Source organism: Streptosporangium sp. NBC_01755 (assembly GCF_035917995.1).
Taxonomy (GTDB): Bacteria; Actinomycetota; Actinomycetes; order Streptosporangiales; family Streptosporangiaceae; genus Streptosporangium.
In genome coordinates this window covers 8,092,934-8,115,244 of record NZ_CP109131.1, presented here as the reverse complement: position 1 = coordinate 8,115,244, position 22,311 = coordinate 8,092,934, and the positions used below count along the sequence as shown (strand labels likewise).

Below are 22,311 nucleotides of genomic sequence, written 5' to 3'. Positions count from 1 at the left end.
TCGCGGCGTCCGACACGGCCGTGGTCGCGGATGTTCGACGCCGTCATCACGTTCAACGGCGAGCGCCACCGGCGGTCCCGCAGGCTGCTGATGCCGATCGTGCACAGGACCGCGTTGGAGCACTACCGGGAGGTCTTCGCCGACACCTTCAAGCAGTCCCGGTTCGCGTCGGCGGACCGCGAGCCGTTCGACATGGTCGCCGAGTTCCTCCGCATCACCCGGGCCAACCTGCTCACCTGCCTGCTCGGGCTCGAACCGGACAGGAGGAACGTCGCCCTCGCGCAGTCCGTCAGCGACCTGTTGCAGGCCACCCTGAACCCGATGGTGTTCATGTACCAGAAGGACCGGGACTGGACGCCCTACGGCCGGTGGGTGCGGCGGGTCGCCGGGGTGTACGACGGGTTCGAGGCGATCATCGAGCGTAAGCGGGCCGAGGAGCCCCGGCCGGACGCGCTGTCCATCCTGTGCCACACGACCGATGAGGACGGCGACTCACTCAGCACGCCGGAGATCGCGGGGGAGTTACACGGGTTGTTCGCCGCCGGGTTCGAGACGACCGCGATGTCGATGACGTGGGCCATGCTCACCATCCTCGGCACGCCGGAGCTCACGGTCTCCGACGAGGAGACGCTGGACACCGTCGTCAAGGAGTCCCAGCGGCTCATCCCGACCGTTCCGCTCTCGTTACCCCGGCGGGTCATGCGCGAGGTGGAGATCGACGGCTCGCCGCCGATCCCGCGGGGCGCGCTGGCGTTCGCCGCGCCGTTGCTGGAGCATCGCGATCCCGCGGCGTTCCCGGACCCGGACGTCTTCCGGCCGTCGCGGTGGGCCGACTCCCGGCCCTCGCCGTACGAGTTCCTGCCGTTCGGCGTGGGACAGCGCCGCTGCCTGGGCGCGTCCTTCGCCGACCTGCAGATCCGGACGACCCTCGGCATGGCGCTGGAGTACGGTACGCCGGAACTGCTCACCACCGAGGTCGACTACCGCATCAAGTCCGGCGCCACCGCGTTCCCGAAGAAGCCGATCATGATCGGGGTAGGCCGGGACGGGTCCTTCGCCCAGCCGTGTGTCACCGGCAGCGTCACCAAACTCTGGAACCGGCTCCCGCCGCCGTGAGCGCGGTGGCCGACGATAAAAGCCTGTACTGTCCTTCCTGACACCGATATCACCGCCCTCTCAGGCCAACTCTTGACGATGACCATGCTCTGAGCCGAGGTCCATCAGGCCTGCCGCTGCAGGCCGATTGCCGAGCGGGTTGGCGGGCGCCCTGCCGTGAATTTTGGTGATCCGGGACATCGACTCGGCGTACGACCGTGCCTTCACCCCGGCAGCCAGAGCATCACCGGCTTGATTAAGTCGCCCCTTCTCGGCCTGCCGCTTTAAAGCGGACGGTACAAATATGTTGCCGGTGGCACAAGTGATTCACAAGTCTGTTCCAAGCTCGCGCTCAATCGCATGTGCAATCCTCCATCGCAACGGCGAAAAGCCAGCGGGGATGGCGGCCGAAATGCATCCTGCTCGCGACCGGAGACGTCACGGTCCGCGACGAAGGGCAATTTTGAGCTGCTGGCTCATTGGTTCCCAGCCGGATCTCGTTCATTGTTTCAGTCCCATGGAGGGTAATTAATGCGGGCATCCAAAATGCTGGTGGCGACTTTGGCTGCGACGGCGGTGGTCACCGCCGGAGCCGTACCGGTCCACGCCGCCGGCATTCGGCCGGTCACCGCGGCCGAGGCTTCGAGCACGCTGCCGTCCTATGACGGAAAGACCGTCTATCGCGGCCTGATCCTCGGAATCGGTCCGGTGGCCGAGAAGTTCCCCGAGATCGCGCGCCCGGCCGGTCCGATAACCGCCGCACAGGAGAAGTTCGCCAACGCGGTCGTCGCCGCGGTCGACGCCAAGGACCCGGCCTTCCTGACCTCGTTCGGCCTCGACATGACCAGCGGCGACCGGGTCCGGGTCGACCGGGCGTTCGTCGCCGCGCAGAAGATCACCCGCGAGGTGCTGACGGAGCGCTTCGGGTTCCGTGCCGACTCGTCGGCCACCGACCAGGCAGCCGGCCTGGCGTTCTTCGTGTTCGCGATCTACCTCGGCAACGTCTACGAGATCGTCAACGTCTACAAGGTGGCCAACGCGGTCCGGGAGTCCAACGTCTACGAGATCGAGAACTGGACCGAGTCCATGGTGAGCAAGGACATGGCCAGGATCGACCGTGAGCGCTTCGTGAACCTCGTCGCCGAGCGGCTCGCCGCCTGACCTCCGGCCCCCGGCCTGGCGTCCCGGGCCGGGGGCCCCATCAACTCACGGAGCCTCCGTTGACCGAAAACACCATGGCGAGGCGTCTCGGGTGGGCCCTCGTCGCCATCGTCGCCTTCTGGGTATCAGTGATCTTCTACGTGGTCCACTCCCAGCTGCCGAGCAATGCCATCCGGCTCCCGGGGCAGGAGCAGTCAAGGCTGACCATCACTACCCTCACCCCGCAGGGCTGGGCCTTCTTCACCAAATCACCACGCGAACCACAGATCGGCGTATGGCGGCTCGCGGGCGCGAGTGGCTGGCAGGACGCGCGCCTCGGCCCGCACTCCGAGCTCTGGAACGTCCTGGGATTCGACCGACGGTCCCGGGCCCAGGGCCTGGAGCTGGGCATCATGCAGACCGCCGTTCCCCAGGGCAAATGGACGCCCTGTGACGGCGCCGACGTCCACGCCTGCCTCGCCCGGACGCCCAGCGTCGTGACGATACGCAACCTCGCGCCGAATCCCATCCACTGCGGCTCGATCGGCCTGGTCCAACGCGAGCCGCTGCCCTGGGCGTGGGCCGGAAGCCGGACGGTCATGCCCGCCACCGTCGCCCGTTTGGAGGTCACATGCTGACCAGAGTCGGCCTCGCGGCTGCGCGCCTCACACGAGTGTCGCCCTGGACGAACGTCTACGGCCTGGCCCGTACCCTGATGGCGCTCGGCACGCTCGGAACACTCCTGTTCAGTCACAGCAGTTCGATCCTGCGCCCCGCGCAGGGAATGCCGACCTTCCCCAACTGCGAGGGCCTGGCCCGGTTCAGCGTCTACTGCGTGGTCCCCGACGGTCAGCTGGAGCTCGCTCGTTTCGTGTCGATCGGCCTGCTCCTGCTCGTGGTCATCGGCTGGCGGCCCCGTTTCACCGCTCTCGGGCACTGGTGGGTCACGGTCAGCCTGATGGCGTCGGCCACCATCCCCGACGGGGGCGACCAGATCAGCTCGGTCATCACCCTGCTACTGCTCCCCATCGCGCTGCTGGACGGGCGCAGGTGGCACTGGGGGCCACCCGTCGACGTGGCCGACCGCCCGGTCCGCTCGCTGCTGGCCTGGAGCACCTTCTTCGTCATCCGCCTCCAGGTCGCCGGACTCTACTTCCAGGCCTCGGTGGCCAAGCTGAGCCACACCGAATGGGCCGACGGCACGGGACTGTGGTACTGGCTCACCGACCCGTTCTTCGGCATGCCGAGCTGGGCCAAACCCTGGCTCACCCCGGTCCTGGTCAACCCGGTCGGCGTCACCGCGATGACCTGGGGACCGCTCGTCATCGAGTTCGCGCTCGCGCTCGGCATGATCGCCCGCCGTCCGGTCAGGCCGTACCTGCTGGCCGCGGGATTCGCCTTCCACATCTCGATCGGGCTGCTCATGGGCCTCGGGAGCTTCATGTTCGCGATGCTCGCCTGCCTGGTGCTCCATCTACGCCCGGTCGACCTCCCGGTCCGGCTGCCCCACCTCGCCCTCCCCGACCGGGTATGGGCGGCATGGCCGGCCTCGCCCCGCCCCGCGATCGCCGCCGCCGGTGACCTCCCAAGCGTGACCGAGCCGTCTCCCGCCGTCCCCGCCCAGGTCGGCCCGGCTGTGGAAGGACGCCCATGACGCCGGACCCCCTCCTCGTCTACGACGGAGACTGCGGCTTCTGCGCCGCCTCACTGCGCAGGCTCCGCCGTACCCTCCCCGCCTGGCCAAGGACCTCCGCCTGGCAGACCCTCGACCTCGAAGAACACGGCCTCTCCCCGGAACAGGTAACCAGGGCCGCCTGGTGGATCGAACCGGGAAAAGCCCCGGCCGGCGGCGCGAGGGCTTTCGCCGCCCTGCTCACCTGGCAATCTTCCCGCAGGTGGCGCGGGATGGGGAGGCTTCTGTCGACCCCCCCGGCCTCCTGGGCCGCCGAACTGGTCTACACGGCGGTGTCTCGCTCGCGGCACCGCTTGCCCGGCGGCACTCCCATGTGCTCGGTACGCGGGGACGGTCGGGAACCGTAGGCCGACCTCGTTGACGCCATGATCACGGCATCTAGGTCGTACGTGGCCACGTGGCCGTTGACATTTTTGACCGGCTCGCTGTGGGCGGATTCCAGCGATCATTGCAACACGTGATCATTTGACTGTTGCGACGAGCTTAGCGAAGAGCTCGGCGGGCGTTCGCCAGCCGAGGGTCTTGCGGGGGCGGTTGTTGAGTTCGGCGGCGAGGGCAGCGAGCTCTTCGGCGCTGTAGACGGACAGATCGGCGCCTTTGGGGAAGTACTGGCGGAGCAGGCCGTTGGTGTTCTCGTTCGAGCCGCGCTGCCAGGGGCTGGCCGGTTGAGGTCTGAGCTAGCCGGCAGGGTCGCCCATCAGCCGCAGGTAGTCGCGGATGTAGTCGGCTTGGCCATGAGCAACACAGAGCCCAGTCGTCGACACTGTAGTTGTTGGAGCCCGCCTTGAGGTCGACCGTATGCAGTTCGAGCAGCGTCTCGATCAGCACCGACGGGAGCCGTCGACTGCCAAGGTCGCCTCGGACGGGACGTCAGGCGACGCTCCCTCGCAGAGGTCTTCACCTTGTCGATTGATCCTCGATCCCGTGATTGTGGACCGCTGGGCAGCTCTCGACGTCGACGAGCAGGTGCTCTGGAATGGGCACACAACGGGCGCCTGGTCGGCTGGCTGAGCGCAGGCGCAGCTGCTGTTCGGTCTTGACCTCCGTGGAGTCAAGCACCCGGTTGATGGGCAGGTCGAACTCGGCGGCGAGTGCCACCACCTCTCCTGTGCTTCGCAGTGCGAACTCCTGCTCCAGCCGGCTTCTGACGCCTTCCGCGTCGGCTTGCCTGGCTCGATAGTGCTCCAGATGGTGCTTCGCCGACCAACTCGTCAACCTGAGCGCCCGACACAGACGCACCCACATGTCGTCCTCAAGGAGCGCCAACACGAACACGTCCCCATCGCGCGACATGAAAGTCCCGTAGCTGGGCTCGATGTCGGACACGGCGCGTGGCTTTACCGCCGCCCACGAAGCAGCCAGGTCGAGCATGGCCAAATCCAGATGGACGCCCACGCCTGCGTGCCAGTATGCGGCGATCGCCAAGGCGGCTGTGGTGGCCGTTCCGAGGTCGACCCAGGGCACGCCGATACGGTCCAGCCGGGCGAACCTCGGTATCGCCCCAACCATGGCTTGGAGGTTGAGATCGTGGGTCGGATGCCCGGCCAGCGGGCCCTTCTGGCCATAGCCGCTGATCGAGCAATAGATAAGAGAGGGGTTCAACGCGTGCAGATCCATGGCGGAGCACCCCAGCCGGTCCATAACCCCTGGGCGGAAGCCCTCGATGAAGACATCCGCGCTGGTCATCATCCTGTGTAGGGTCTTGCGGCCGACATCGGACTTGAGGTCCAGGCGCACTGAGACCTTGCCATGATTGACGGCCTCGAACATGTCAGGGTCCAAGCTTCTTGCCGCGTCTCCCCAAGGTGGCTCAACCTTGGTCACATGGGCGCCGAGCGAGGCCAGGAGCAGGCTCGTGTATGGCCCGGGCAGTTGTTGCGAGAGGTCGACGACCCGCATGCCCTTCAGCGGTCCGGTGGGGTCCTGCACGTCACAGCACCGCCACAGGACACACCGGTGCCGCGGTCGATCCTTGGAGCGGCAAGGGTGCGACGACGAGTGCGAACACCGATCGCCCGCGTTGACGAAGCGCCTCGGCCAGGCGGCTTAGGTCAAGGTTCTCGAGCATTGGCACACCAAACTTATGCAGCAAGCAGAGATGGACCGGAAAGGAAGTGCCAGGCGCGCTGGGCTGCTGCTCGATCGCGTAGTTGTCCGCGCCGACCAGGCTCACGTCCTGCTCAGCTAGGAACCAAGCCGCAGCGAGGTCGATCCCGGGCTCGGCCCGGTGATAGACCTCGGCGCTCAGGCCTCTCTCCCACCATCCGGTCCTGATCAAGACGGCGTCGCCGGGTTCCAGATGCACGCCGCGCTCGTCCAGGCACAACCGGAGCAACTGGGCGGTGACGGCTTCACCGGCTTCCAGGGGGCGGCCCAAGTGCTCCTGCATATCCACCAGGACCCCCCGCGTGACGACCGGTCGGAGAGCCTCGGCCCCACAGCGGTCGGCTCCGCGCGTCGACCTGACACCGCTGGCGGGATGACCATTGTAAAGAGCATCTCCCTCCCACACATGGCACAGCGCGTCGAGATGGGTCCCGCTGTGGGTCGGAAGCTGCACGGTGTCCTCGGCGAACCTAAACCCATGAGGGGCACGAGCACCCAAGGCGTAGTCACCGGCGTCTCTGTCCATGAACCGCGCAGGCCGACGTCGATGCGGAGATACCATCCCGTCCGGCCCGCATGGCTGCGCGAGCGATACCACCTCCCCGTCGGTCGCCGCCTGTATCGCCACTCGGACCTGGGCTGCTTGAACAAGGTTGAGCGCACCCGCCTCGTCCTCGGTGCCCCAACGCCCCCAGTTACCGACACGGCTACGCACTCGGTCGTCCGCACTGTGGCCGGGCCGCAACTCAGGCAACGGTACGCACCACCTTCCGAGCCTCGTCCAGGAGCGCCTTGCGCGCGAGCTTGCCGGTGGAGGTGAGCGGGAGTGCGGGCACCAAGACCACTCGAGCGGGCATCTTGTAGGAAGACAACGCGTTTCGACAATGCTCGGTCAATTCGGCCTCGCTCGTAGATCCTGACGTTACGACAAAGGCGATCGGCACCTCGCCCCGCCGCGGGTCCGGCGCCGCGACCACGGCAGCCTGGACCACAGCTGGATGGGCGCGCAGATGGGCCTCGATCTCGGCGGGCGAGATATTGATACCGGACGTCTTGATCATCTCGGAGTGCCGCCCGACAAAGACCAAACGTCCGTCCTCCCGGATGAAGGCCGTGTCACCCGTGTCGTACCAACCATCACTCGTGATTGGGTCCGGAACCTGCTGCCCGTCTGCGGTAGGCAGATAGCCGGGCATGACCCTGCCACGGACCTGGAGATGCCCCGGCTGGGTCCTGGGAACCACTGCTCCGCTCTCGTGGTCGACTACCCGAATCTCCACTCCTGGCAGTGGTAACCCCTGCGAGACCATACGGATATCGAGAGGGTCGTCCGCATCGGTAACACAGCAGTTGCCGTAGACCTCCGTTGAGCCGTAGATGTTGCAAATAGATTTGATGCCGAGCTCATCCACGATGCACTTCAGTTCGTCGGGGCGACCGATGGTCAGCCCAGTACGAAGGTGGTCGAGCTTCGCGACGACGTCGCGCGCACTGCTCCGGATGGACTCCACCATTGCCGGCAACAGATACGCCACCGTACAGCGTTCGCGACGCATCGTCTCCGCGGCCCGCTGGGCATCGAACCGGTCCTCGAGCACAAGGCAGGCCCCGTGAGTGAAGGTGGCCATAGCCGCGTTAGCGATGCCGTAGCTCCAGAAGAGAGGACTACCGAGCCACACCCGGTCGTCGCGCCTGAGGTGCATGCGGGTCCCTATGGCAAAGCCGTTCTCGATCATGTCGAACTGAGTGAGCGGCACGGCCTTGGGAAACCGGGTCGACCCGGAGGTATAGACGACGACGGGTGCCTCCGTCGGACGACTGTCATCTGCTCGGAGCGGGTCAGCTTGTCCCGCGAGTGGGCCCCAGCACTCGAAACCGCTTACTGAGCACTCCCCGTCAAGGATCGCGACAGTCCTCAGATGAGGGTACCTATCACTGGACCAGCCACCTGGTGCGTCTAGCTGCGCCTCCTGGAGCAGTCCGGCCAAGGTGCCGAGGATGTCGTTCGAGGCGAAGCCGGCAGCGCTGACCAGGAGCTCGGCCCGTGACGCTCTGAGCAGGTAGTCCAGCTCGCTCGGCTTCACCCAGGTATTGAACACATGGACCTGAGCACCGGCGCGTACGGCGCCGATGGTGAGCGCGAGCCAGTCGACAGAGTTGGGGGCGAGCAGTCCGACGACGCTGCCGCGCCCAACCCTCAACCCCCTGAGGGCAGCGGCAACCCGCTGGCTGCGCTCCGCGAGCTCACCGTAGCTGATCTCGCGTCCCTCGAACACGACAGCCGGCCGATCCCCGTGGGATTCGGCGAACGAGTCAATGAGTCCGGGGAGGGTTGAGATTGCCGGTCGCGGAGCCGTCGCGGGCCACTGTATCGGACCGACATGGCTCAGTGCCGGTGACGCCGAGCTAGCCATTGGCCCCGACACTCGGGTCGGCGGAATCCGTCTCGAGCTCGAACCAGTAGTCGGCGACACTGCCGACCGAGTTCTCGGCGAAGGCGACCCGGACCCGCGTTCCGATGGCCAGCGTCTTGGTCACCGCCTCGACGTCGGTCAGGTCGAGGCCACGGACATAGCCGGGGAGCGCGGTGTCCGCTCCGTCGAGCATGACGTACGCGAGAGCGTACGGCGGTTCGGGAAGCCCGCGGAAGGGTTCGTATACCACGGTGAACATCTCGATGACGCCGCTCGTGCTCACCTGGAGCCAGTCCCCGGTGGCGCGGTGGCAACGGTCGCAGAACGACCGTGCAGGGACAAGCACACGCCGACACTGAGAGCACGCGCGTCCGTACACCCGGCCCGCGGCCAATCCGGCAAGGAACCTGGAGGTGGTGTTACCGAGTGCGTGCCGGTACGACAGGTCCCAGGTCTGCTCGTAGAAGCGAGGGCCGGTGGACGGCTCGGGAATTACAACCGCCTGTGACCGGGGGGTGCTGGTCATGCGATCTCCTCCAGGGAGTTGGAAAGAACCATGGTCGAGTAGAACTGGTGGTCGCCACCGATGGCGCTGGCGATCGCGGTGGTGGCGCCAGGCACCTGGCGCTCCCCTGCCTGGCCGAGGACCTGCAGCGCGGCCTCACCCACCCGGATCACGCCGGTGACGGTGATCGGGTTCGAGCACTGGGTTCCGCCCGAAGGGTTGACCACGGGCCCTGCCGAGCCGAGGGTGAACTCACCGGCCGCGAGCCGCTTCGGGGCCTGGCCCTTCGCGGCCAGTCCGGCGGCCTCGATGACATGCAGTTCGACACTTGAGAACGGTGCGTAAATCTCGGCCGCATGGACCTGGGAGCGCGGGTCGGTGAGCCCTGCCATGTCGTAGGCACGCTGGAACGCCGTCGCCAACGCGTCCGCGTCGGCGTGGTCCCCCTGGGCCTTCGGGCCGACCCGGTCACCCATCCAGAACGTCTCGGTGTTCTGCCCTATGCCGCGTATCCAGGCCGCCCGGTGTCCGTGTGCCTTGGCGTAACGCTCGGAGACCAGGACCACGCCGGCCGCGCCCGTGGAGGCGGGACAGGCATCGCCGAGCTTGATGGGCCAAGCCAGCTGCCGGCTGTTCAGGACCTCCTCGATCGAGATCCGGTCGCGTAGGTGCGCGTACGGGTTCAGACTCGCGTGGTACCGGTTCTTGACGCTGACCCGCGCCATGTCCTCCTCCGTGGAATCGTAGAGGTACATGTAGCGAGCCGCGGACAGCGCGAGCATCGTGATGGTGTTGAGCGGCAGCGGCCGTTCGTAGCCGACGTCCCACATCTTGTTCAGAACGGACTGCGCCGAGCCGGACTCCGAGACCCGGTCGGCCCCGGCCACCAGCACCACGTCGAACATCCCGGAGGCGATGTGCGTCCAGGCGGTGAGGACAGCGCTCATGCCCGTGGCTCCGCCGTTGTTCACCCGCATAAACGGCTTGCCGACAGCTCCGACGGCGTCCACGCACCACCGTTCGCCGTTGCCGACGCCGACGAGCGCATCAGGAGCGAGCGGGAAGACGACCGCGTCGACATCATCGATGCCGATGCCGGCGTTCTCCAGCGCGAGGTCCGCTCCCTCCTTCACCAGCTCCGGGAATGTGACGTCCTCGCGGCGAGTCACATGCTTGGTTTGACCGAAGCCAATTATGCCCACGTTGCTCACAGGTTGCCTCCCTTCCCACCGAAGACCATGACTGCTGCTCCTTGTCCGGCGAATCCCTGGAGCCCGATGCCGGCGGAGATCGAGCCGGCGGGCTGGGAGTCGAGCGCGTCGACGGCTGCGATGAACCGTCCCAGACCGGACGTCGACGACGTCGACATGAAGTCCGCAGTGCTGCCGGCCGCGTTGATCCGTACGTCGTCGCGGAGGCCTAGCTTGCCGACCACCGCCCTCGTGGCCACCTCGCTCGGTGCGGCAATCTCGACGATGCTCCACCGGGCCGCACCGGGCACCCCTCGCTTCTCGATCTGCTGAAGCGCCGCGGCAAGTGCGGGCATCTCGGCGACGTCCCGGGTACCCATGTCATAGCCATCCATGGCCCAGCCCGCCCCGAGCACCCAGGCCAGCTCGGTTTCCGGCTCAAAGCTGCCTTCGGCAGCGAGGATGGCCGCGTAGACCACGTCGTTATCGGCAGGGAGGTCCGCGGCCGTCAGGGGCCATGCGGTAGCGCGCCCGGTTGCGGCGGTCGTCGTCATCCGGGAAGCCTGGAGCGCGGCTGCGATCGTGTCGTTCATCCCTACGCGCCGGAGCAGATACGGCTCGGCACTCACCAACTGCGCGTGCTCAGGTGACACGCCCTCGCTCGGTTTGCCCCAGCCGACCAGCAGGACGTTCTGGTCCTGACCGGCCAGCAACCGGAGATAGGCATAGATGAAGGCGTGCTCGCCCGATGACGCGATCATCGTGACGTCGCGGTCGACGCCGCCGGCTGGACCTGCACCGACCATGCACGAGATAACTCGCCCGTTCATCTGGTCGTTGCCGTAGAGGACAATGCTGCCGACAGTGGAGGCCTGGAGCCCAACCGCACTCAACGCCGCCGCGGCAACAGCAAAGATCATCTCTTCGAGACTGCGGTCGTCCTCCCGCGGAACAGCCAGCTGCCTCGTGGCCAGGACGGCGACTCTGGGCCGTTCGGGGGCTTCTCTAGGGCCGGTCGAGCTCCGCATCTCTTCTCCATCCATTCGTTTCTCCAAGCTTCAGGTGACCTCGTGGGGGCACATACTTCAGCGACGGTCGAATCCGCACGACTCCTGGGCCTCGAACACCTCGGTCCTGCTCTCGCCGTAGTGCAGCCGCTCCAGGACGTCGGCGCTCGCGAAGAAGCTGCGCGCGTCGAAGGGGTTGTCGAAGTACAGCTCCACGACGTGGTGGAAGGTCGGCACAGCGACGTACCGGTCCGAGGGCACGACCGCCTGGCCGACCGTGGTGCTCTCCACCTCGCCTATGACCTGGTTAACCAGAGCGAGCCTGCAGCCGACTGCGGACGATGCCGCTTCCATGAACTCGTCGACGGCGGCGCTCCTGCCCGATGCCATTTCACCCGCCGACGCGAACGCGACGACGTACTTGTTCAACGCGCTCTGGGCTCCCAGGGAGTCGTGAACGGTGACCTCACGTGCTTCGAGACGAGTGATCGCCGACAGGAAGTTGGGGTGGTCGAGTTCGACGACACGTTGCAGCTCGGGGTTGTTCGGACGGAAGGCGCGGCCGCCGCCCGCCTCCTCAGCCACCCCTCTGAGCAGCACAAGGCGCCAGCGGTCAGGCCGCTTGCTGAAGCCGCCCAGGGCGTCGTAGCCGGCGACGAGGCGGTTCTGGTAGTAGCTGACCCACCGCGGATCCTCTCTGAGGGTGCGCGCGATCAGCGGCACGTGCACCGTGCGGTAGTACTCCTCGCAGTAGTCCTCGGCCCCCGCGATGGGCTCGACGAAGTTGAGGATCTTGATCGTTTCTGACATCGTCCGATCCGCTCGTCAGGGCGCTCAGGCCCGGGTCGTCATAGGACGGGCTCGCCCGGCATCGCGTCGCGCGCACAGCGGAAGCCCATGTGCCCCGTGCTGCTGTCGGGGGTGTTGCCGCTCCTGGCCGCCGGCCGGTAGCGGAAGCAGTACGAGTCGTGGCAGAGATAGGAACCGCCTTTGATGACCCTCGCGGTTCCCTGCGGAGGGCCTGCCGGGCTTCGGCGCGTGTGTGGACGATCGACGGCGTGCCAGGTGTCGCTGAACCAGTCGGCGCACCATTCCCAGACGTTGCCGCACGTGTTGTAGAGGCCGTGCCCGTTGGGCTGGAAGGATCGCGCGGGGGCCGTGCCGACGTACCCATCGTCGGCCGTGTTGGCGCCGGGGAACTCGCCCTGCCAGATGTTGCACCGGTGCTCACCGCCCGGTGTCAGCTCGTCCCCCCATGGATAGACCGCGCCGTCCAGCCCGCTCCGTGCGCCGTACTCCCACTCCGCCTCGGTCGGCAGCCGCTTTCCAGCCCATCGGCAGTACGCGTTCGCGTCGTTCCAGGACACGTGCACGACGGGATGGTCCGCAAGCTCCTCCACCGGGGAACCATGGCCGTGAGGGCGCCGCCACGAGGCACCCTCGACGGCGACCCACCAGCGAGGCACGACACCGGGAGCGGCCTCCAGGCGCCGAGCGACTCGCCGGTCGACGAACCGCTCGAAGACAAAGCTCCAGCCGAACGCCTCCGCTTCCGTGACATAGCCGGTCTCCGCCACGAACTCCGCGAAGTCGGCGTTGGTAACGGCCGCCACGTCGATCCAGTACGGATCGACGATCACTCGCCGCGCCGGCGCCTCCCCGTCCCCACCGGGTCCGAGGCGCCGGTCGTCACCCATGGTGAACGCAACCCCGCCGAGCTGGACCATTCCCTGTGGATGCGGCCCGCAGTAGTCCCGGTCGGCAGGGCCGACAACACCGGACTCGGTTGCCCACAGAGAGGCCGGGGTGTTCGGGACAGACTCCCCACGGCCGGGGCTACAGCAGCTCGTCATCGTCGTACCCGGAGACGCCGTGACCGGCTAGCTCCGTGCTCCTTCCGCCACATAGTCCTCGTAGGTGATCGGCTTCTTGATCAGCCCCGTCTGGACGAGGTAGTCGAACGCCCGCTCGACTCGATCGCGGCGCAGCTCGAATCCGAAGACATCGATGTTCGTCTCCAGGAGTGTGTCCACAAGCTGGGCGTTGTCGGAGATGCGCTTCATGGCGATCTCTTTGACCTTCGGGCGGTTCGTGGGATCCGCCATGAACGCGAAGACGTCCTTCATGGCCGCCTGGAAGGCACCGATGGTGTCTCGTTTGGCGTCAACGGTCTTCGTGATTGAGGCCCACTGGTTGTAGGGCCAGTCCAGCTCGGTCAGCTCGCCGGGCAGCGGCGTCTTGCGAAGGTCGAGGACGACCTTCCCGCTCTGGTCGAGCGAGGTCAGGCTCGCGGCAGGCTCAATGGACATGTAGGCGTCGATCTGGTTCGCCTTCAGCGCCGGGACACCGGTGGCCGGCAGGCCGGCGCTGACCAGCGTGACATCCTTGTCCGGGTCAACCTTCGCGGCCTTGAGGACGTAGCGAAGCATCTGCTCGACACTGCCGCCCGTCGCCATCACGCCGATCTTCTTGCCCTTGAGGTCCTGCACCGAGCCGGGGAACCCGGCCTCCGCGTTCGGGGTGGCCAGCTTGGACCCTGCGAGCAGCGTGAAGACCGGACGCACGGTGTTCCCCGCGACGGCGACGATCGGCTGACCCTGCTCGATCACCAGGGCGTTGTTGTCGATACTGTTGAGCTCGATGTCGATACTGCCGCTCACCACGGCGGAGGTCATATTCCTGCCGTCGGAGATGTCGACCAGATCGACGTCGAGACCATGTTTCTTGAAGAGGCCGGCGTCGGCGCCGACGTACGCCGGCAGACTCATCAAGGCGCCCGGGTAAACACCGATTTTGAGGCCGGACGTGCTCGCCGTCTCACCGCTGGAGCCGCAGGCGGACAGAAGGGCCGAGGTGACGACAAGGGCGACGAGCGCCCCGGTCAGGGACCGTGGTCGTGACCGACGGGCTCCGCCCGTCGACGTGAGTGCGTGCATGTGTGGTCGTACCTTTCCGATGGGGCTGCGCTCTGGCCGAGGCCAGAGCGGGCTGCGTCGGGGCGGTCTAGAGCCGCCCGCGGTCCTGCCAACGCAGGAGACGTCGTTCGAGGAGCACCGTCGCGGTGTTCATGGCGGCCGCGATGAGCGCGAGCACGGCGAGCACCCCGAGCACGCCGGCTGTGTTGAACTGGCCAGAGTAGAAGGCGATGCGTTGGCCCAGCCCCGCCTCAGCCGCGATCATTTCGCCCACCACGACACCGAGAAGCGAGTAGATGACGGCCAGGTGGAGCCCGGCGGCGATGCTGGGTACGGCCGCCGGCAGGATCACCTTCAGAAAGAGCCGCCAGCCGCCTCCACCCAGCAACCTCGACACGGTCACAATGTCCGCCTCGACGTTCCTGACACCGGCCCGGGTGTTGATCAGGAGGATGAAGAACACCAGGCTTACGGCCAGCGCGACCTTCGACGCGCCGCCCAGACCGAACCACAGGAGGAACAGCGGGGCCAGGGCGACCCGCGGAAGCGAGTTGAGGATCGTGAGGAACGGGTCGAGGAGTTCGTTCAGCCACCGCACACTCGCCAGCACGAGACCCGCGGCAATCCCTGCAGCGCTGCCAATGATGAATCCGAGCAGTGTCGCCTGCAGCGTCACCCAGAGATGATGCCAGATGTCCCCGGAGCCGACGAAGTCGCGCAGGAACTTCCAGATCGCCTCCGGACTGCTTATGAACGCCGGGTCGAGCCAGCCGATCTCCACGCCGAACTGCCAGACGGCCAACACCGCTGCAGCCAGACCCAGGCGCGCGGCGGACAGCGTGACGATCCGAGGCACGGCAGGCAGCCAAGCCGGAGGAGCCTCCAGGGACGCTGTTGCGGTCTTCTCAGTCATCGTGTGAAACCTCGTCCTTCAGGGCATCCCAGATCTGGTGCGAGATCTCCTGGAACTTGGGGTCGAACCGGAGGCCGTCCAAATCGCGTGGTCGGTCGAACGGCATCATGAGATCTGCCTTGATCCGGCCCGGAGAGGCCGTCATGACGATCACCCGGTCGGCCATCGCAGCGGCCTCGACCAAGTCGTGCGTCACGAAGACCACCGTCTTCCCGGTGCCCTCCCAGATCCGGATAAACAGCTCCTGGATGACCAGCTTTGTCTGCGCGTCCAGGGCGCCGAACGGCTCGTCCATCAGCAGGTAGTCGGGGTCGAGGACCAGCACACGCGCCAACGCCACTCGCTGGCGCATGCCCTGGGAGAGCTCCGAGGGCAGTGATGCCTCGGACTTGGATAACCCGACCTGACGGAGCAGCTCACTGGCCATCTCCCTCGCGCGGGACTTGCTCACGCCGCGAAACTCCAGCCCCAGTTCGACGTTGCCCCGCGCGGTCCGCCAGGGCAGCAGGCCGGGACGGGCGAACATGTAACCCACGTTGCGGGCCAGCGAGGTGGCGGGGCGGCCATCGCGCGTCACCACTCCCGACGAGGCCTTGATGAGGCCGGCCATCATGTTCATCAGAGTGGTCTTGCCGCACCCACTCGGGCCGACGATCGCGAGGAACTGGCCGCGAGGAACAATCAGGTTGATGTCCTCGAGCGCGTTCATCCGCCCTCGGGACGTCGCATCGCCCCTGGATCGGCCGAACTCGTGCGTCACGCCACGAACAGTGATGGCTCCCTGCGCATCGTGGTTGTTGTTGTTCACGGCTCGATCTCCATGGTCTCGGGTGATCAGCACACTCACGGGCGCCTTTTCCGATATTTCGGAACTTTCTTCGTTGTACCGGAGAGACTAGGTTCACGAAAAGTGGCTGTCAATGCCTGATTCGATCGGTATCGACCCGTTGACGCCTGACAGTACTCAGGCTACGTTCCGAATATTCGAATGAGTGCTTCAGATAGCTGAAGAAGGGTGCCAGCAGGCATGAGCGGTGACAAGGTGGACCGGCTCGTCCGGGTCCTCGACTATGTGCTGAGGCAGAACTATGCTGGCGCTCCGCTCTCGCAGATCGCCGAGTCCGTGTCAGGGCCGTTGAGCAGCACGCACGACCTGCTTCGCTCCATGGTGAACGCTGGACTCCTGGTCATCGATGACCGGAAGCTCTACCGCGCCGGTCCGGTCTTCGTGCGACTCGCCGTGGCGGCCATCGAGCAGGTCGACCTGGTGAACGCGGCGCGACCACATCTGAAACGTCTCGTGCAGTCCATTGAGCACGATGCCTACCTGGCCGTGCGTGTCGGCAACACGGTGACCTACGTCGAGCGCGTTCCCGGTCTGCACCGGGCCGGTCTGGATATTCGACTGGGAGATCCCGTGCCGCTGCACTCCAGCGCAGTCGGCAAACTCTTCGCCGCCTACGACCCTGAGTTGGAGAAGGTCGCGACGTCATCGGATCTGGTGGCCTTCACTCCCAACACCATCACAACCAAGTCGGCGCTTCGATCAGAACTCGAAGCCATCCGGGAACGTGGCTTCGCCATGAGCATGGAGGAGACCATCAGCGGGATAATCGGCTTCGCGGCCCCCGTCCACGATCGCAACGGGGTCCTCATCGCAGCCGTGCACGTATCGGCCTTCAAGGACTACCTGGCCAACGCCGACATTCCTGAGATCACGCGCCAGGCAAAGCACTGTTCAGGAGCCATCCAGGAGCTGTTGACCCGAACCTCGGCCCCGGAGGAATGAGTGCCTGTCACCGGCTTCATCATCGACGGTTATATCGACGGCAAGGTCAGCAAGCTGTCAAGCAGAGAGCGGCTCGACACAATCAACCCGTCCACCGGCGAGGTACTCGCGGCGGTAGCGCACGGCTCCGCGGAAGACGTCGATGTCGCGGTGCGGTCTAGCGATCGCGCCCACCGGGCTTGGCGCAGGTGGAAGCCGTCGGCGCGCGGCCGCATCCTCCAGACGATCGCCGGCCAGCTCCGCGAGAAGCGCCAAGAGTTCGCACGCGTGGAGAGCCTTGACACCGGCAAGCCCCTGTCCCTCTCGCTAGGCGACGTTGAGGTCGCGGCCCGGTACTTCGAGTTCTATGCAGGAGCGGCGGACAAGCACCACGGGGATGTCATCCCGCTCGGGGCCGAGTGGCACGCCTACACCAGCCACGAACCCTACGGCGTCGTGGGAGTGATCCTGCCTTGGAACGCCCCCCTCCAACAGGCGGCCAGAGGCCTCGGTCCCGCCCTGGCAACTGGTAACACGGTCGTGGTCAAACCCGCCGAGGACGCACCGCTCACCTGCCTCATGCTGGCCCGGCTGGCCAGCGAATGCGGCCTCCCCGACGGTGTCCTCAATGTGGTCCCAGGCGACGGCCCGACCACCGGGCAGGCGCTGATCCATCACCAACTGGTCCGGCGGGTCATGTTCACCGGCTCCGCCGAGGTCGGCCGACTCGTCGCCCACGCGGCAGCGGACCGGCTCATCCCGGCCGGACTCGAGCTCGGCGGCAAGAGCCCCAACATCGTCTTCTCCGACGCCAACCTCGACGCTGCCGTCGAAGGATCCTGTCTGGCGATCACCTACAACTCCGGCCAGGCATGCTCGGCGGGAAGTCGACTCTTGGTGCACTCCACCGTCTACGACGAGTTCTTGTCCCGTCTGCAGTCGCGGCTGAGCGATGTCCGGGTCGGACACGCCCTCGACGACCCGGACATCGGGCCGATCGCCACCAAGGAGCAGTACGCCCGGGTCCAGGGTTACCTCGACCAGATCACCTCTTCCGGGGCTACTGCCCTGCTCGAGGGGCCGCCGAAGGTGCTCGAGAACTACCCGGGCGGGCTGTATGTAGCACCGACCCTGCTTGAGGCGCCGCACGGATCCCTGCTCACGCGTGAGGAGATCTTCGGGCCTGTCCTGGTAGCAACCAGGTTCAACGACGAAGACCAAGCCGTCGCCCTCGCCAACGACACGGACTACGGGCTCGTATCGGGTTTGTGGACCCAGGACATCGACCGGGCCCACCGCGTCGCGGCACAGCTGGAGTCGGGTCAGGTGTTCATCAACAACTGGTTCGGCGGCGGCGTCGAGACACCGTTCGGTGGCTACAAGAACAGCGGCATCGGCCGTGAAAAGGGCTTCGAGGCCCTGGCGCACTACACCCAGGTCAAGACAACCATCATCAGGCTCGCAGGCAAGTGAGGACACGTGACATGACAAAGCTCCTGCACGGAAAGATCGTTATCATCACCGGGGCGGCCTCGGGGATGGGCCGGGCCGGAGCCGTGCTCTTCGCAGCCCACGGCGCGAAAGTCGTGGTCGCGGACCTAAACACCGACGGCGCCAAGGAGACGGTCACCCAGATCGAGGAAGCGGGCGGACAGGCCAGGGCGTTCACCTACGACGCGACGAACGCCGCGGACAGCTCCGCCTTGGTCGACTTCACCAACGCGACCTACGGCCGCATCGACGGCGCGTGGGCCAACGCCGGTCTCCCTGCGCCTTTCTCAGCCTTGGAGGACTATGAGGAGTCTTTGTTCGACCGCTTGATGGCCGTCAACGTCAAGGGGCCGTGGCTGCTCGCGAAGTACGCCGCAGGGGCCCTCGAGGCGTCCAGGGGTTCCTTCCTCATCACCGCATCCCTATCCGGATTGAAGGGCCGGGCCCACCACTCGGGATATCAGGCATCTAAGGGCGGCACCGTCATGCTGACCCGGTCGCTTGCCAAGGAGTTCGCCCCGCGCGGCGTGCGCGTCAACTCTATCTGCCCCGTCGCCGCCGACACTCCCATGCTTCCCCAGTTTGTACCGGTCGAGGCGGCCGACCTGATGGACCGGGAGCGGCTGACAACCGACATCCCGATGGGACGGCTGGCTACCGCCGACGACGTCGCAAAGGCGGCTCTCTTCTTCTTGTCCGACCTGTCGGCGTTCGTCACCGGGGTCAACCTGCCCGTGGACGGCGGTGTGAGCGCTTGAGCAACGTCCTGCCCTCGTACAACGAACTCCCCCCGTCGACCGCGGCACCGAACTGGCGCACCGCCTGGGGCGTGTTCGGCGACCGGTCGCAGCTCGGAACGCTGGAGCTGCTGACACCCGAACGCCGGGCTCGGGCGCTCAGGCTGGCCACCGAGGGAATCTGCGTCAACCTCGACCACCCGTTGAGCATCCCCCTGTCGATCTTCAAGCATCGTCAGCAGTTCGTACACGACGTTTTCGAGATCATGCCGGGCTACTACGACGAGACCCTGGACAACTTCGCCCCGCAGTTGTCCAGTCAGTGGGACGGCCTACGCCACGTCCGCGGGCCCGACGGCTTCTACAACGGCCTGCTCCCTGACGATCGGGCGCTCGCCCCCGGACACAACTCTCTCGGGATCGACCAGGTGGCCGAGCGGGGCATCGTGGCGCGCGGCGTGCTGCTGGACCTGGAGCGGCACCTGCGGGACACACCGGAGGCGATCGAGCCGAACACGCGCAGGGAGATACCGCCCTCGCTGTTGGACGAGGTCGCCGCCGCCCAGGGTGTCCGCATCGAGGAGGGCGACGTACTGCTCCTGCGGTTCGGCGTCGACGCGTTCATCCGCAGCCTCAGCGACGGCACGACGACGACCGAGATGCGCTATGCGGCCCCAGGACTCCAGCAGGACGAGGAGACCCTGCAGTGGCTCTGGGACAAGCACATCGCCGCTGTGTGCGCGGACAACATCGCCGTCGAGGTGACGCCTCCGCGTGGTAAGGACACCAGACTCCACCCGGCTCTGCTGGGCTTGCTCGGTCTGACGCTAGGCGAGCTCTTCGACCTTGTCGAGCTGAGCGAGGCGTGCGCCGGACGCCACCGCTACGAGTTCTTGTTCATGGCGAAGCCCGTTCGCCTCCCCGGAGGCCTCGGCTCCCCGGCCAACGCAATGGCGATCTTCTAGGAGCGGACCAGCATGACCGATTCCCGACTCTCCAGAACCCACCTTCCGTCCCAGGAGGCCTACGCCTCCCGCATCGCCGAGACGACGGCCGCCTCAGTCCCGCACTTCCCCCGCTCGCTGACGGCCCCTGACGGCGCTCCCAATGTGGTCGTCGTGCTGCTCGACGACGTGGGCTTCGGCCAGCCCAGCGCGTTCGGCGGTCCGGTGGACATGCCCAACCTGGACGCGCTGGCCGGGCGCGGCCTGCGGTACAACCGGTTCCACACTGCGGCGATGTGCTCCCCGACGAGGGCGGCACTGCTCACCGGCCGCAACCATCACCAGATTGCGAACGGCGCGGTCGCCGAGATGGCCACCGGCTATCCCGGATACAGCACGATCTGGCCGCGCAGCGCCGCGTCCGTCGCCGAGGTCCTCCGCCTCAACGGGTACTCAACGGCAGCGCTCGGCAAGTGGCACAACACCCCGGAGTGGGAGATCAATCCCAACGGACCGTTCGACCGCTGGCCCACGGGTCTCGGATTCGAGATGTTCTATGGCTTTATGGGGGCGGACGCCAATCAATGGGAGCCCACGCTCTACCGGAACACGACGCCTATTGACACGCCCTACACCCCTGAGGAGGGCTACCACCTCGACCGGGACCTGGCCGACCAGGCCATCTCCTGGGTGCGCTTGCAGCGCTCCGTCGCCGCGCACCGGCCGTTCTTCCTCTACTGGGCCCCCGGCACGGCGCACACGCCACACCACGCCCCCCGCGAGTGGATCCAGAAGTACGCCGGCAGGTTCGACGCTGGTTGGGATCGGATCCGGCAGGAAACATTTCAGCGGCAGCTCGAGCTCGGCATCATCCCGGCTGACAGCCAGATCTCAGAGCGGCCCAAGGAGATCACCGCGTGGGACTCGCTGTCCGACGACGAGCACAGGCTCTACGCGCGGTACATGGAGGCATTCGCCGGCGCGTTGTCGCACTTCGACCATCAGTTCGGGCGGTTCGTCGCCGCCCTGGAGGAGCTCGGAGAGCACGACAACACACTGATCATCTTCGTTGCGGGAGACAACGGACCGGCCGCCGAGGGCACCCCCACCGGGCAGTTCAACAAGTGGTCGGTCATCAACAGCCTCCCGGAGGACCAGGCGGAGAACCTCCGCCGCATCGACGAGATCGGCAGTCCGACCAGCTACAACAACTACCCCGTCGGCTGGGCATGGGCCGGCGCGACCCCGTTCCCGTGGTTCAAGCAGATCGCCTCGCACCTCGGCGGCACCAGGAACGGAATGGTGCTGTCCTGGCCCGCCCGGGTGTCCGCGCGGGGCGACCGCAGCCACTTCGGACACGTCGTGGACCTGACGCCCACCATCCTCGACGCGATTGGGATCCCACGGCCGGAGGCGGTGCACGGAGCGGAGCAGTTGCCCTTCGCGGGGATCTCGCTGCTGCCCTCCGTCGACGACGAGGCCGGCTCCTGGGCGCCGCCACGCACGCAGTACTTCGAGATCCTCGGCAATCGGGGCGTCTACCAGGACGGGTGGATGGCGAGTGCGCGGCACGGGCGCCTTCCCTGGCAGTACACAGGTGGCTCCACCGGAATCTTTGAGCACGACCGCTGGGAGCTGTACGACCTGTCGTCGGACTACGCCCAGAGCCGAGACCTGTCCGCCGCGCAGCCTGGACGTCTGGAAGAACTCCGGAAGGTCTGGGACCAGGAGGCGCGGGACAATTTCGTCTATCCGCTGGACGACTCCCTGGGCGAACGGCTGGCGGTGGACCACAAGCCCAACCCCGGGAATGCGCGGCGGTCGTTCACCTACTACCCGGGCGCGGTGCGCATCCCCGAGGGTTCCGCACCCAACGTCAAGGGCCGTTCTCATCGCATCACCGCGCGCGTCACGCACGGCGCCGGCGACCGGGGCCTGCTGCTCTCCGCCGGGGGCCGGTTCGCCGGCTACTCGCTGTTCGTGGACGAGAACCGCTTGATCTACGCGCACAACGTGGCCGGCCGCGCAACGTTTGAGTTCGTCTCCGGCGTCGAGCTGCCCGGGGGTGAGCACACCCTGTGCTTAGACTTCGTGACGCACCGGCCGGTGCTCGGGTCGGGCGGTACGGTGCGGCTGCTCGTCGACGGCACCGAGGTCGTGGTGGGAGACCTGCCGCAGACCGTGCCGTATCGGTACTCCTACGCCGAGACGTTCAACGTGGGCCGCGACAGCGGGACCCCGGTGTCCTCACGCTACTCGGGCGCGTTCGAATACTCTGGAGTCATCCGCCGGGTCGACGTGGAGATCCTGTCGGAGCTCGGCGCCGTGGAGTCCGGACACGAGAAAAGCAAGGCCCTCGAACTTGAGATCGAGTCGCACTGAGCGGCATGGCG

General features: G+C 66.6%; 21 protein-coding genes and 1 pseudogene. 10 read left to right on the top strand and 12 right to left on the bottom strand.

Annotated elements, in window-relative coordinates:
• Positions 1 to 30 precede the first annotated feature (30 nt).
• From OG884_RS37170 to OG884_RS37150, 5 genes are all read left to right on the top strand, one after another.
• Entirely contained in the window at positions 31 to 1,116 is a 1,086-nt protein-coding gene (locus OG884_RS37170) for a cytochrome P450 (RefSeq protein WP_326640773.1), read from the top strand.
• Positions 1,117 to 1,626: 510 nt separating this feature from the next.
• Positions 1,627 to 2,256, top strand: a complete 630-nt coding sequence (locus OG884_RS37165; protein ID WP_326640771.1) for a hypothetical protein — start codon at positions 1,627 to 1,629, stop codon at positions 2,254 to 2,256.
• Between the two features lie 59 nt (positions 2,257 to 2,315).
• Entirely contained in the window at positions 2,316 to 2,873 is a 558-nt protein-coding gene (locus OG884_RS37160) for an SdpA family antimicrobial peptide system protein (RefSeq protein ID WP_326640770.1), read from the top strand.
• Positions 2,867 to 3,889: a sporulation-delaying protein SdpB family protein gene (locus tag OG884_RS37155; protein ID WP_326640768.1), complete on the top strand. Its 1,023-nt coding sequence runs from the start codon at positions 2,867 to 2,869 to the stop codon at positions 3,887 to 3,889. The genes OG884_RS37160 and OG884_RS37155 overlap by 7 nt, the downstream gene beginning before the upstream one ends.
• Positions 3,886 to 4,275: a thiol-disulfide oxidoreductase DCC family protein gene (locus OG884_RS37150; RefSeq protein ID WP_326640765.1), complete on the top strand. Its 390-nt coding sequence runs from the start codon at positions 3,886 to 3,888 to the stop codon at positions 4,273 to 4,275. The genes OG884_RS37155 and OG884_RS37150 overlap by 4 nt, the downstream gene beginning before the upstream one ends.
• A gap of 114 nt (positions 4,276 to 4,389) precedes the next feature.
• Here OG884_RS37150 and OG884_RS37145 read toward each other — a convergent pair.
• From OG884_RS37145 to OG884_RS37090, 12 genes and pseudogenes are all read right to left on the bottom strand, one after another.
• Positions 4,390 to 4,593, bottom strand: a pseudogene (locus tag OG884_RS37145) (transposase); the annotation flags it as partial.
• Positions 4,594 to 4,825: 232 nt separating this feature from the next.
• Positions 4,826 to 5,857 carry a CaiB/BaiF CoA transferase family protein gene (locus OG884_RS37140; protein ID WP_326640763.1) on the bottom strand — a complete coding sequence of 344 codons (1,032 nt, stop codon included), beginning with the start codon at positions 5,855 to 5,857 and terminating at the stop codon, positions 4,826 to 4,828.
• 1 nt (position 5,858) lies between these two features.
• The gene (locus tag OG884_RS37135; protein WP_326640761.1) at positions 5,859 to 6,560 is read right to left on the bottom strand and encodes a cyclase family protein; all 702 of its coding nucleotides are present in this window, start codon (positions 6,558 to 6,560) and stop codon (positions 5,859 to 5,861) included.
• 220 nt (positions 6,561 to 6,780) lie between these two features.
• A complete protein-coding gene (locus OG884_RS37130; protein ID WP_326640758.1) occupies positions 6,781 to 8,448 on the bottom strand; it encodes a class I adenylate-forming enzyme family protein in 1,668 nt (555 codons plus the stop codon).
• Positions 8,441 to 8,974, bottom strand: coding sequence for a Zn-ribbon domain-containing OB-fold protein (locus tag OG884_RS37125; RefSeq protein WP_326640756.1), 534 nt, complete (start codon positions 8,972 to 8,974; stop codon positions 8,441 to 8,443). The genes OG884_RS37130 and OG884_RS37125 overlap by 8 nt, the downstream gene beginning before the upstream one ends.
• Positions 8,971 to 10,155 (bottom strand): thiolase family protein, encoded by a 1,185-nt coding sequence (locus OG884_RS37120; protein WP_326647107.1) that lies wholly within the window; start codon positions 10,153 to 10,155, stop codon positions 8,971 to 8,973. Before OG884_RS37120 ends, OG884_RS37125 begins: the two co-directional genes overlap by 4 nt.
• Positions 10,156 to 10,160: 5 nt before the next feature.
• The gene (locus OG884_RS37115) at positions 10,161 to 11,063 is read right to left on the bottom strand and encodes a hypothetical protein (RefSeq protein ID WP_326640754.1); all 903 of its coding nucleotides are present in this window, start codon (positions 11,061 to 11,063) and stop codon (positions 10,161 to 10,163) included.
• A 165-nt stretch (positions 11,064 to 11,228) separates the two neighbouring features.
• Complete coding sequence (locus tag OG884_RS37110) at positions 11,229 to 11,960, bottom strand: hypothetical protein (protein WP_326640752.1); 732 nt, start codon at positions 11,958 to 11,960, stop codon at positions 11,229 to 11,231.
• Positions 11,961 to 11,998: 38 nt separating this feature from the next.
• On the bottom strand, positions 11,999 to 12,877 hold the full coding sequence (locus tag OG884_RS37105) for a formylglycine-generating enzyme family protein (RefSeq protein WP_326640750.1): 879 nt from the start codon (positions 12,875 to 12,877) through the stop codon (positions 11,999 to 12,001).
• A gap of 153 nt (positions 12,878 to 13,030) precedes the next feature.
• A complete protein-coding gene (locus OG884_RS37100) occupies positions 13,031 to 14,086 on the bottom strand; it encodes an ABC transporter substrate-binding protein (protein WP_326640748.1) in 1,056 nt (351 codons plus the stop codon).
• 67 nt (positions 14,087 to 14,153) lie between these two features.
• Positions 14,154 to 14,978: an ABC transporter permease gene (locus tag OG884_RS37095; protein ID WP_326640745.1), complete on the bottom strand. Its 825-nt coding sequence runs from the start codon at positions 14,976 to 14,978 to the stop codon at positions 14,154 to 14,156.
• A complete protein-coding gene (locus OG884_RS37090) occupies positions 14,971 to 15,786 on the bottom strand; it encodes an ABC transporter ATP-binding protein (RefSeq protein ID WP_326640743.1) in 816 nt (271 codons plus the stop codon). The genes OG884_RS37095 and OG884_RS37090 overlap by 8 nt, the downstream gene beginning before the upstream one ends.
• A gap of 234 nt (positions 15,787 to 16,020) precedes the next feature.
• Between OG884_RS37090 and OG884_RS37085 the strand changes: the two genes are divergently transcribed.
• From OG884_RS37085 to OG884_RS37065, 5 genes are read left to right on the top strand one after another with little or no spacing between them, the layout of a single operon-like run.
• The gene (locus OG884_RS37085) at positions 16,021 to 16,767 is read left to right on the top strand and encodes an IclR family transcriptional regulator (protein ID WP_326640741.1); all 747 of its coding nucleotides are present in this window, start codon (positions 16,021 to 16,023) and stop codon (positions 16,765 to 16,767) included.
• Positions 16,768 to 18,219 (top strand): aldehyde dehydrogenase family protein, encoded by a 1,452-nt coding sequence (locus OG884_RS37080; protein WP_326640740.1) that lies wholly within the window; start codon positions 16,768 to 16,770, stop codon positions 18,217 to 18,219.
• A gap of 11 nt (positions 18,220 to 18,230) precedes the next feature.
• Positions 18,231 to 18,995 (top strand): SDR family NAD(P)-dependent oxidoreductase, encoded by a 765-nt coding sequence (locus tag OG884_RS37075; RefSeq protein ID WP_326640738.1) that lies wholly within the window; start codon positions 18,231 to 18,233, stop codon positions 18,993 to 18,995.
• The gene (locus OG884_RS37070) at positions 18,992 to 19,939 is read left to right on the top strand and encodes a cyclase family protein (RefSeq protein WP_326640736.1); all 948 of its coding nucleotides are present in this window, start codon (positions 18,992 to 18,994) and stop codon (positions 19,937 to 19,939) included. The genes OG884_RS37075 and OG884_RS37070 overlap by 4 nt, the downstream gene beginning before the upstream one ends.
• Before the next feature lie 12 nt (positions 19,940 to 19,951).
• Positions 19,952 to 22,300 carry an arylsulfatase gene (locus OG884_RS37065; RefSeq protein WP_326640734.1) on the top strand — a complete coding sequence of 783 codons (2,349 nt, stop codon included), beginning with the start codon at positions 19,952 to 19,954 and terminating at the stop codon, positions 22,298 to 22,300.
• Positions 22,301 to 22,311 lie beyond the last annotated feature (11 nt).

Coding starts and splice junctions, on each gene's coding strand:
- OG884_RS37170 (WP_326640773.1), top strand. CDS start 31: ATGTTCGACGCCGTCATCACGTTCAACGGCGAGCGCCACCGGCGGTCC.
- OG884_RS37165 (WP_326640771.1), top strand. CDS start 1,627: ATGCGGGCATCCAAAATGCTGGTGGCGACTTTGGCTGCGACGGCGGTG.
- OG884_RS37155 (WP_326640768.1), top strand. CDS start 2,867: ATGCTGACCAGAGTCGGCCTCGCGGCTGCGCGCCTCACACGAGTGTCG.
- OG884_RS37150 (WP_326640765.1), top strand. CDS start 3,886: ATGACGCCGGACCCCCTCCTCGTCTACGACGGAGACTGCGGCTTCTGC.
- OG884_RS37135 (WP_326640761.1), bottom strand. CDS start 6,560: ATGGACAGAGACGCCGGTGACTACGCCTTGGGTGCTCGTGCCCCTCAT.
- OG884_RS37130 (WP_326640758.1), bottom strand. CDS start 8,448: ATGGCTAGCTCGGCGTCACCGGCACTGAGCCATGTCGGTCCGATACAG.
- OG884_RS37125 (WP_326640756.1), bottom strand. CDS start 8,974: ATGACCAGCACCCCCCGGTCACAGGCGGTTGTAATTCCCGAGCCGTCC.
- OG884_RS37115 (WP_326640754.1), bottom strand. CDS start 11,063: ATGATCTTTGCTGTTGCCGCGGCGGCGTTGAGTGCGGTTGGGCTCCAG.
- OG884_RS37110 (WP_326640752.1), bottom strand. CDS start 11,960: ATGTCAGAAACGATCAAGATCCTCAACTTCGTCGAGCCCATCGCGGGG.
- OG884_RS37105 (WP_326640750.1), bottom strand. CDS start 12,877: ATGGTCCAGCTCGGCGGGGTTGCGTTCACCATGGGTGACGACCGGCGC.
- OG884_RS37100 (WP_326640748.1), bottom strand. CDS start 14,086: ATGCACGCACTCACGTCGACGGGCGGAGCCCGTCGGTCACGACCACGG.
- OG884_RS37095 (WP_326640745.1), bottom strand. CDS start 14,978: ATGACTGAGAAGACCGCAACAGCGTCCCTGGAGGCTCCTCCGGCTTGG.
- OG884_RS37075 (WP_326640738.1), top strand. CDS start 18,231: ATGACAAAGCTCCTGCACGGAAAGATCGTTATCATCACCGGGGCGGCC.
- OG884_RS37065 (WP_326640734.1), top strand. CDS start 19,952: ATGACCGATTCCCGACTCTCCAGAACCCACCTTCCGTCCCAGGAGGCC.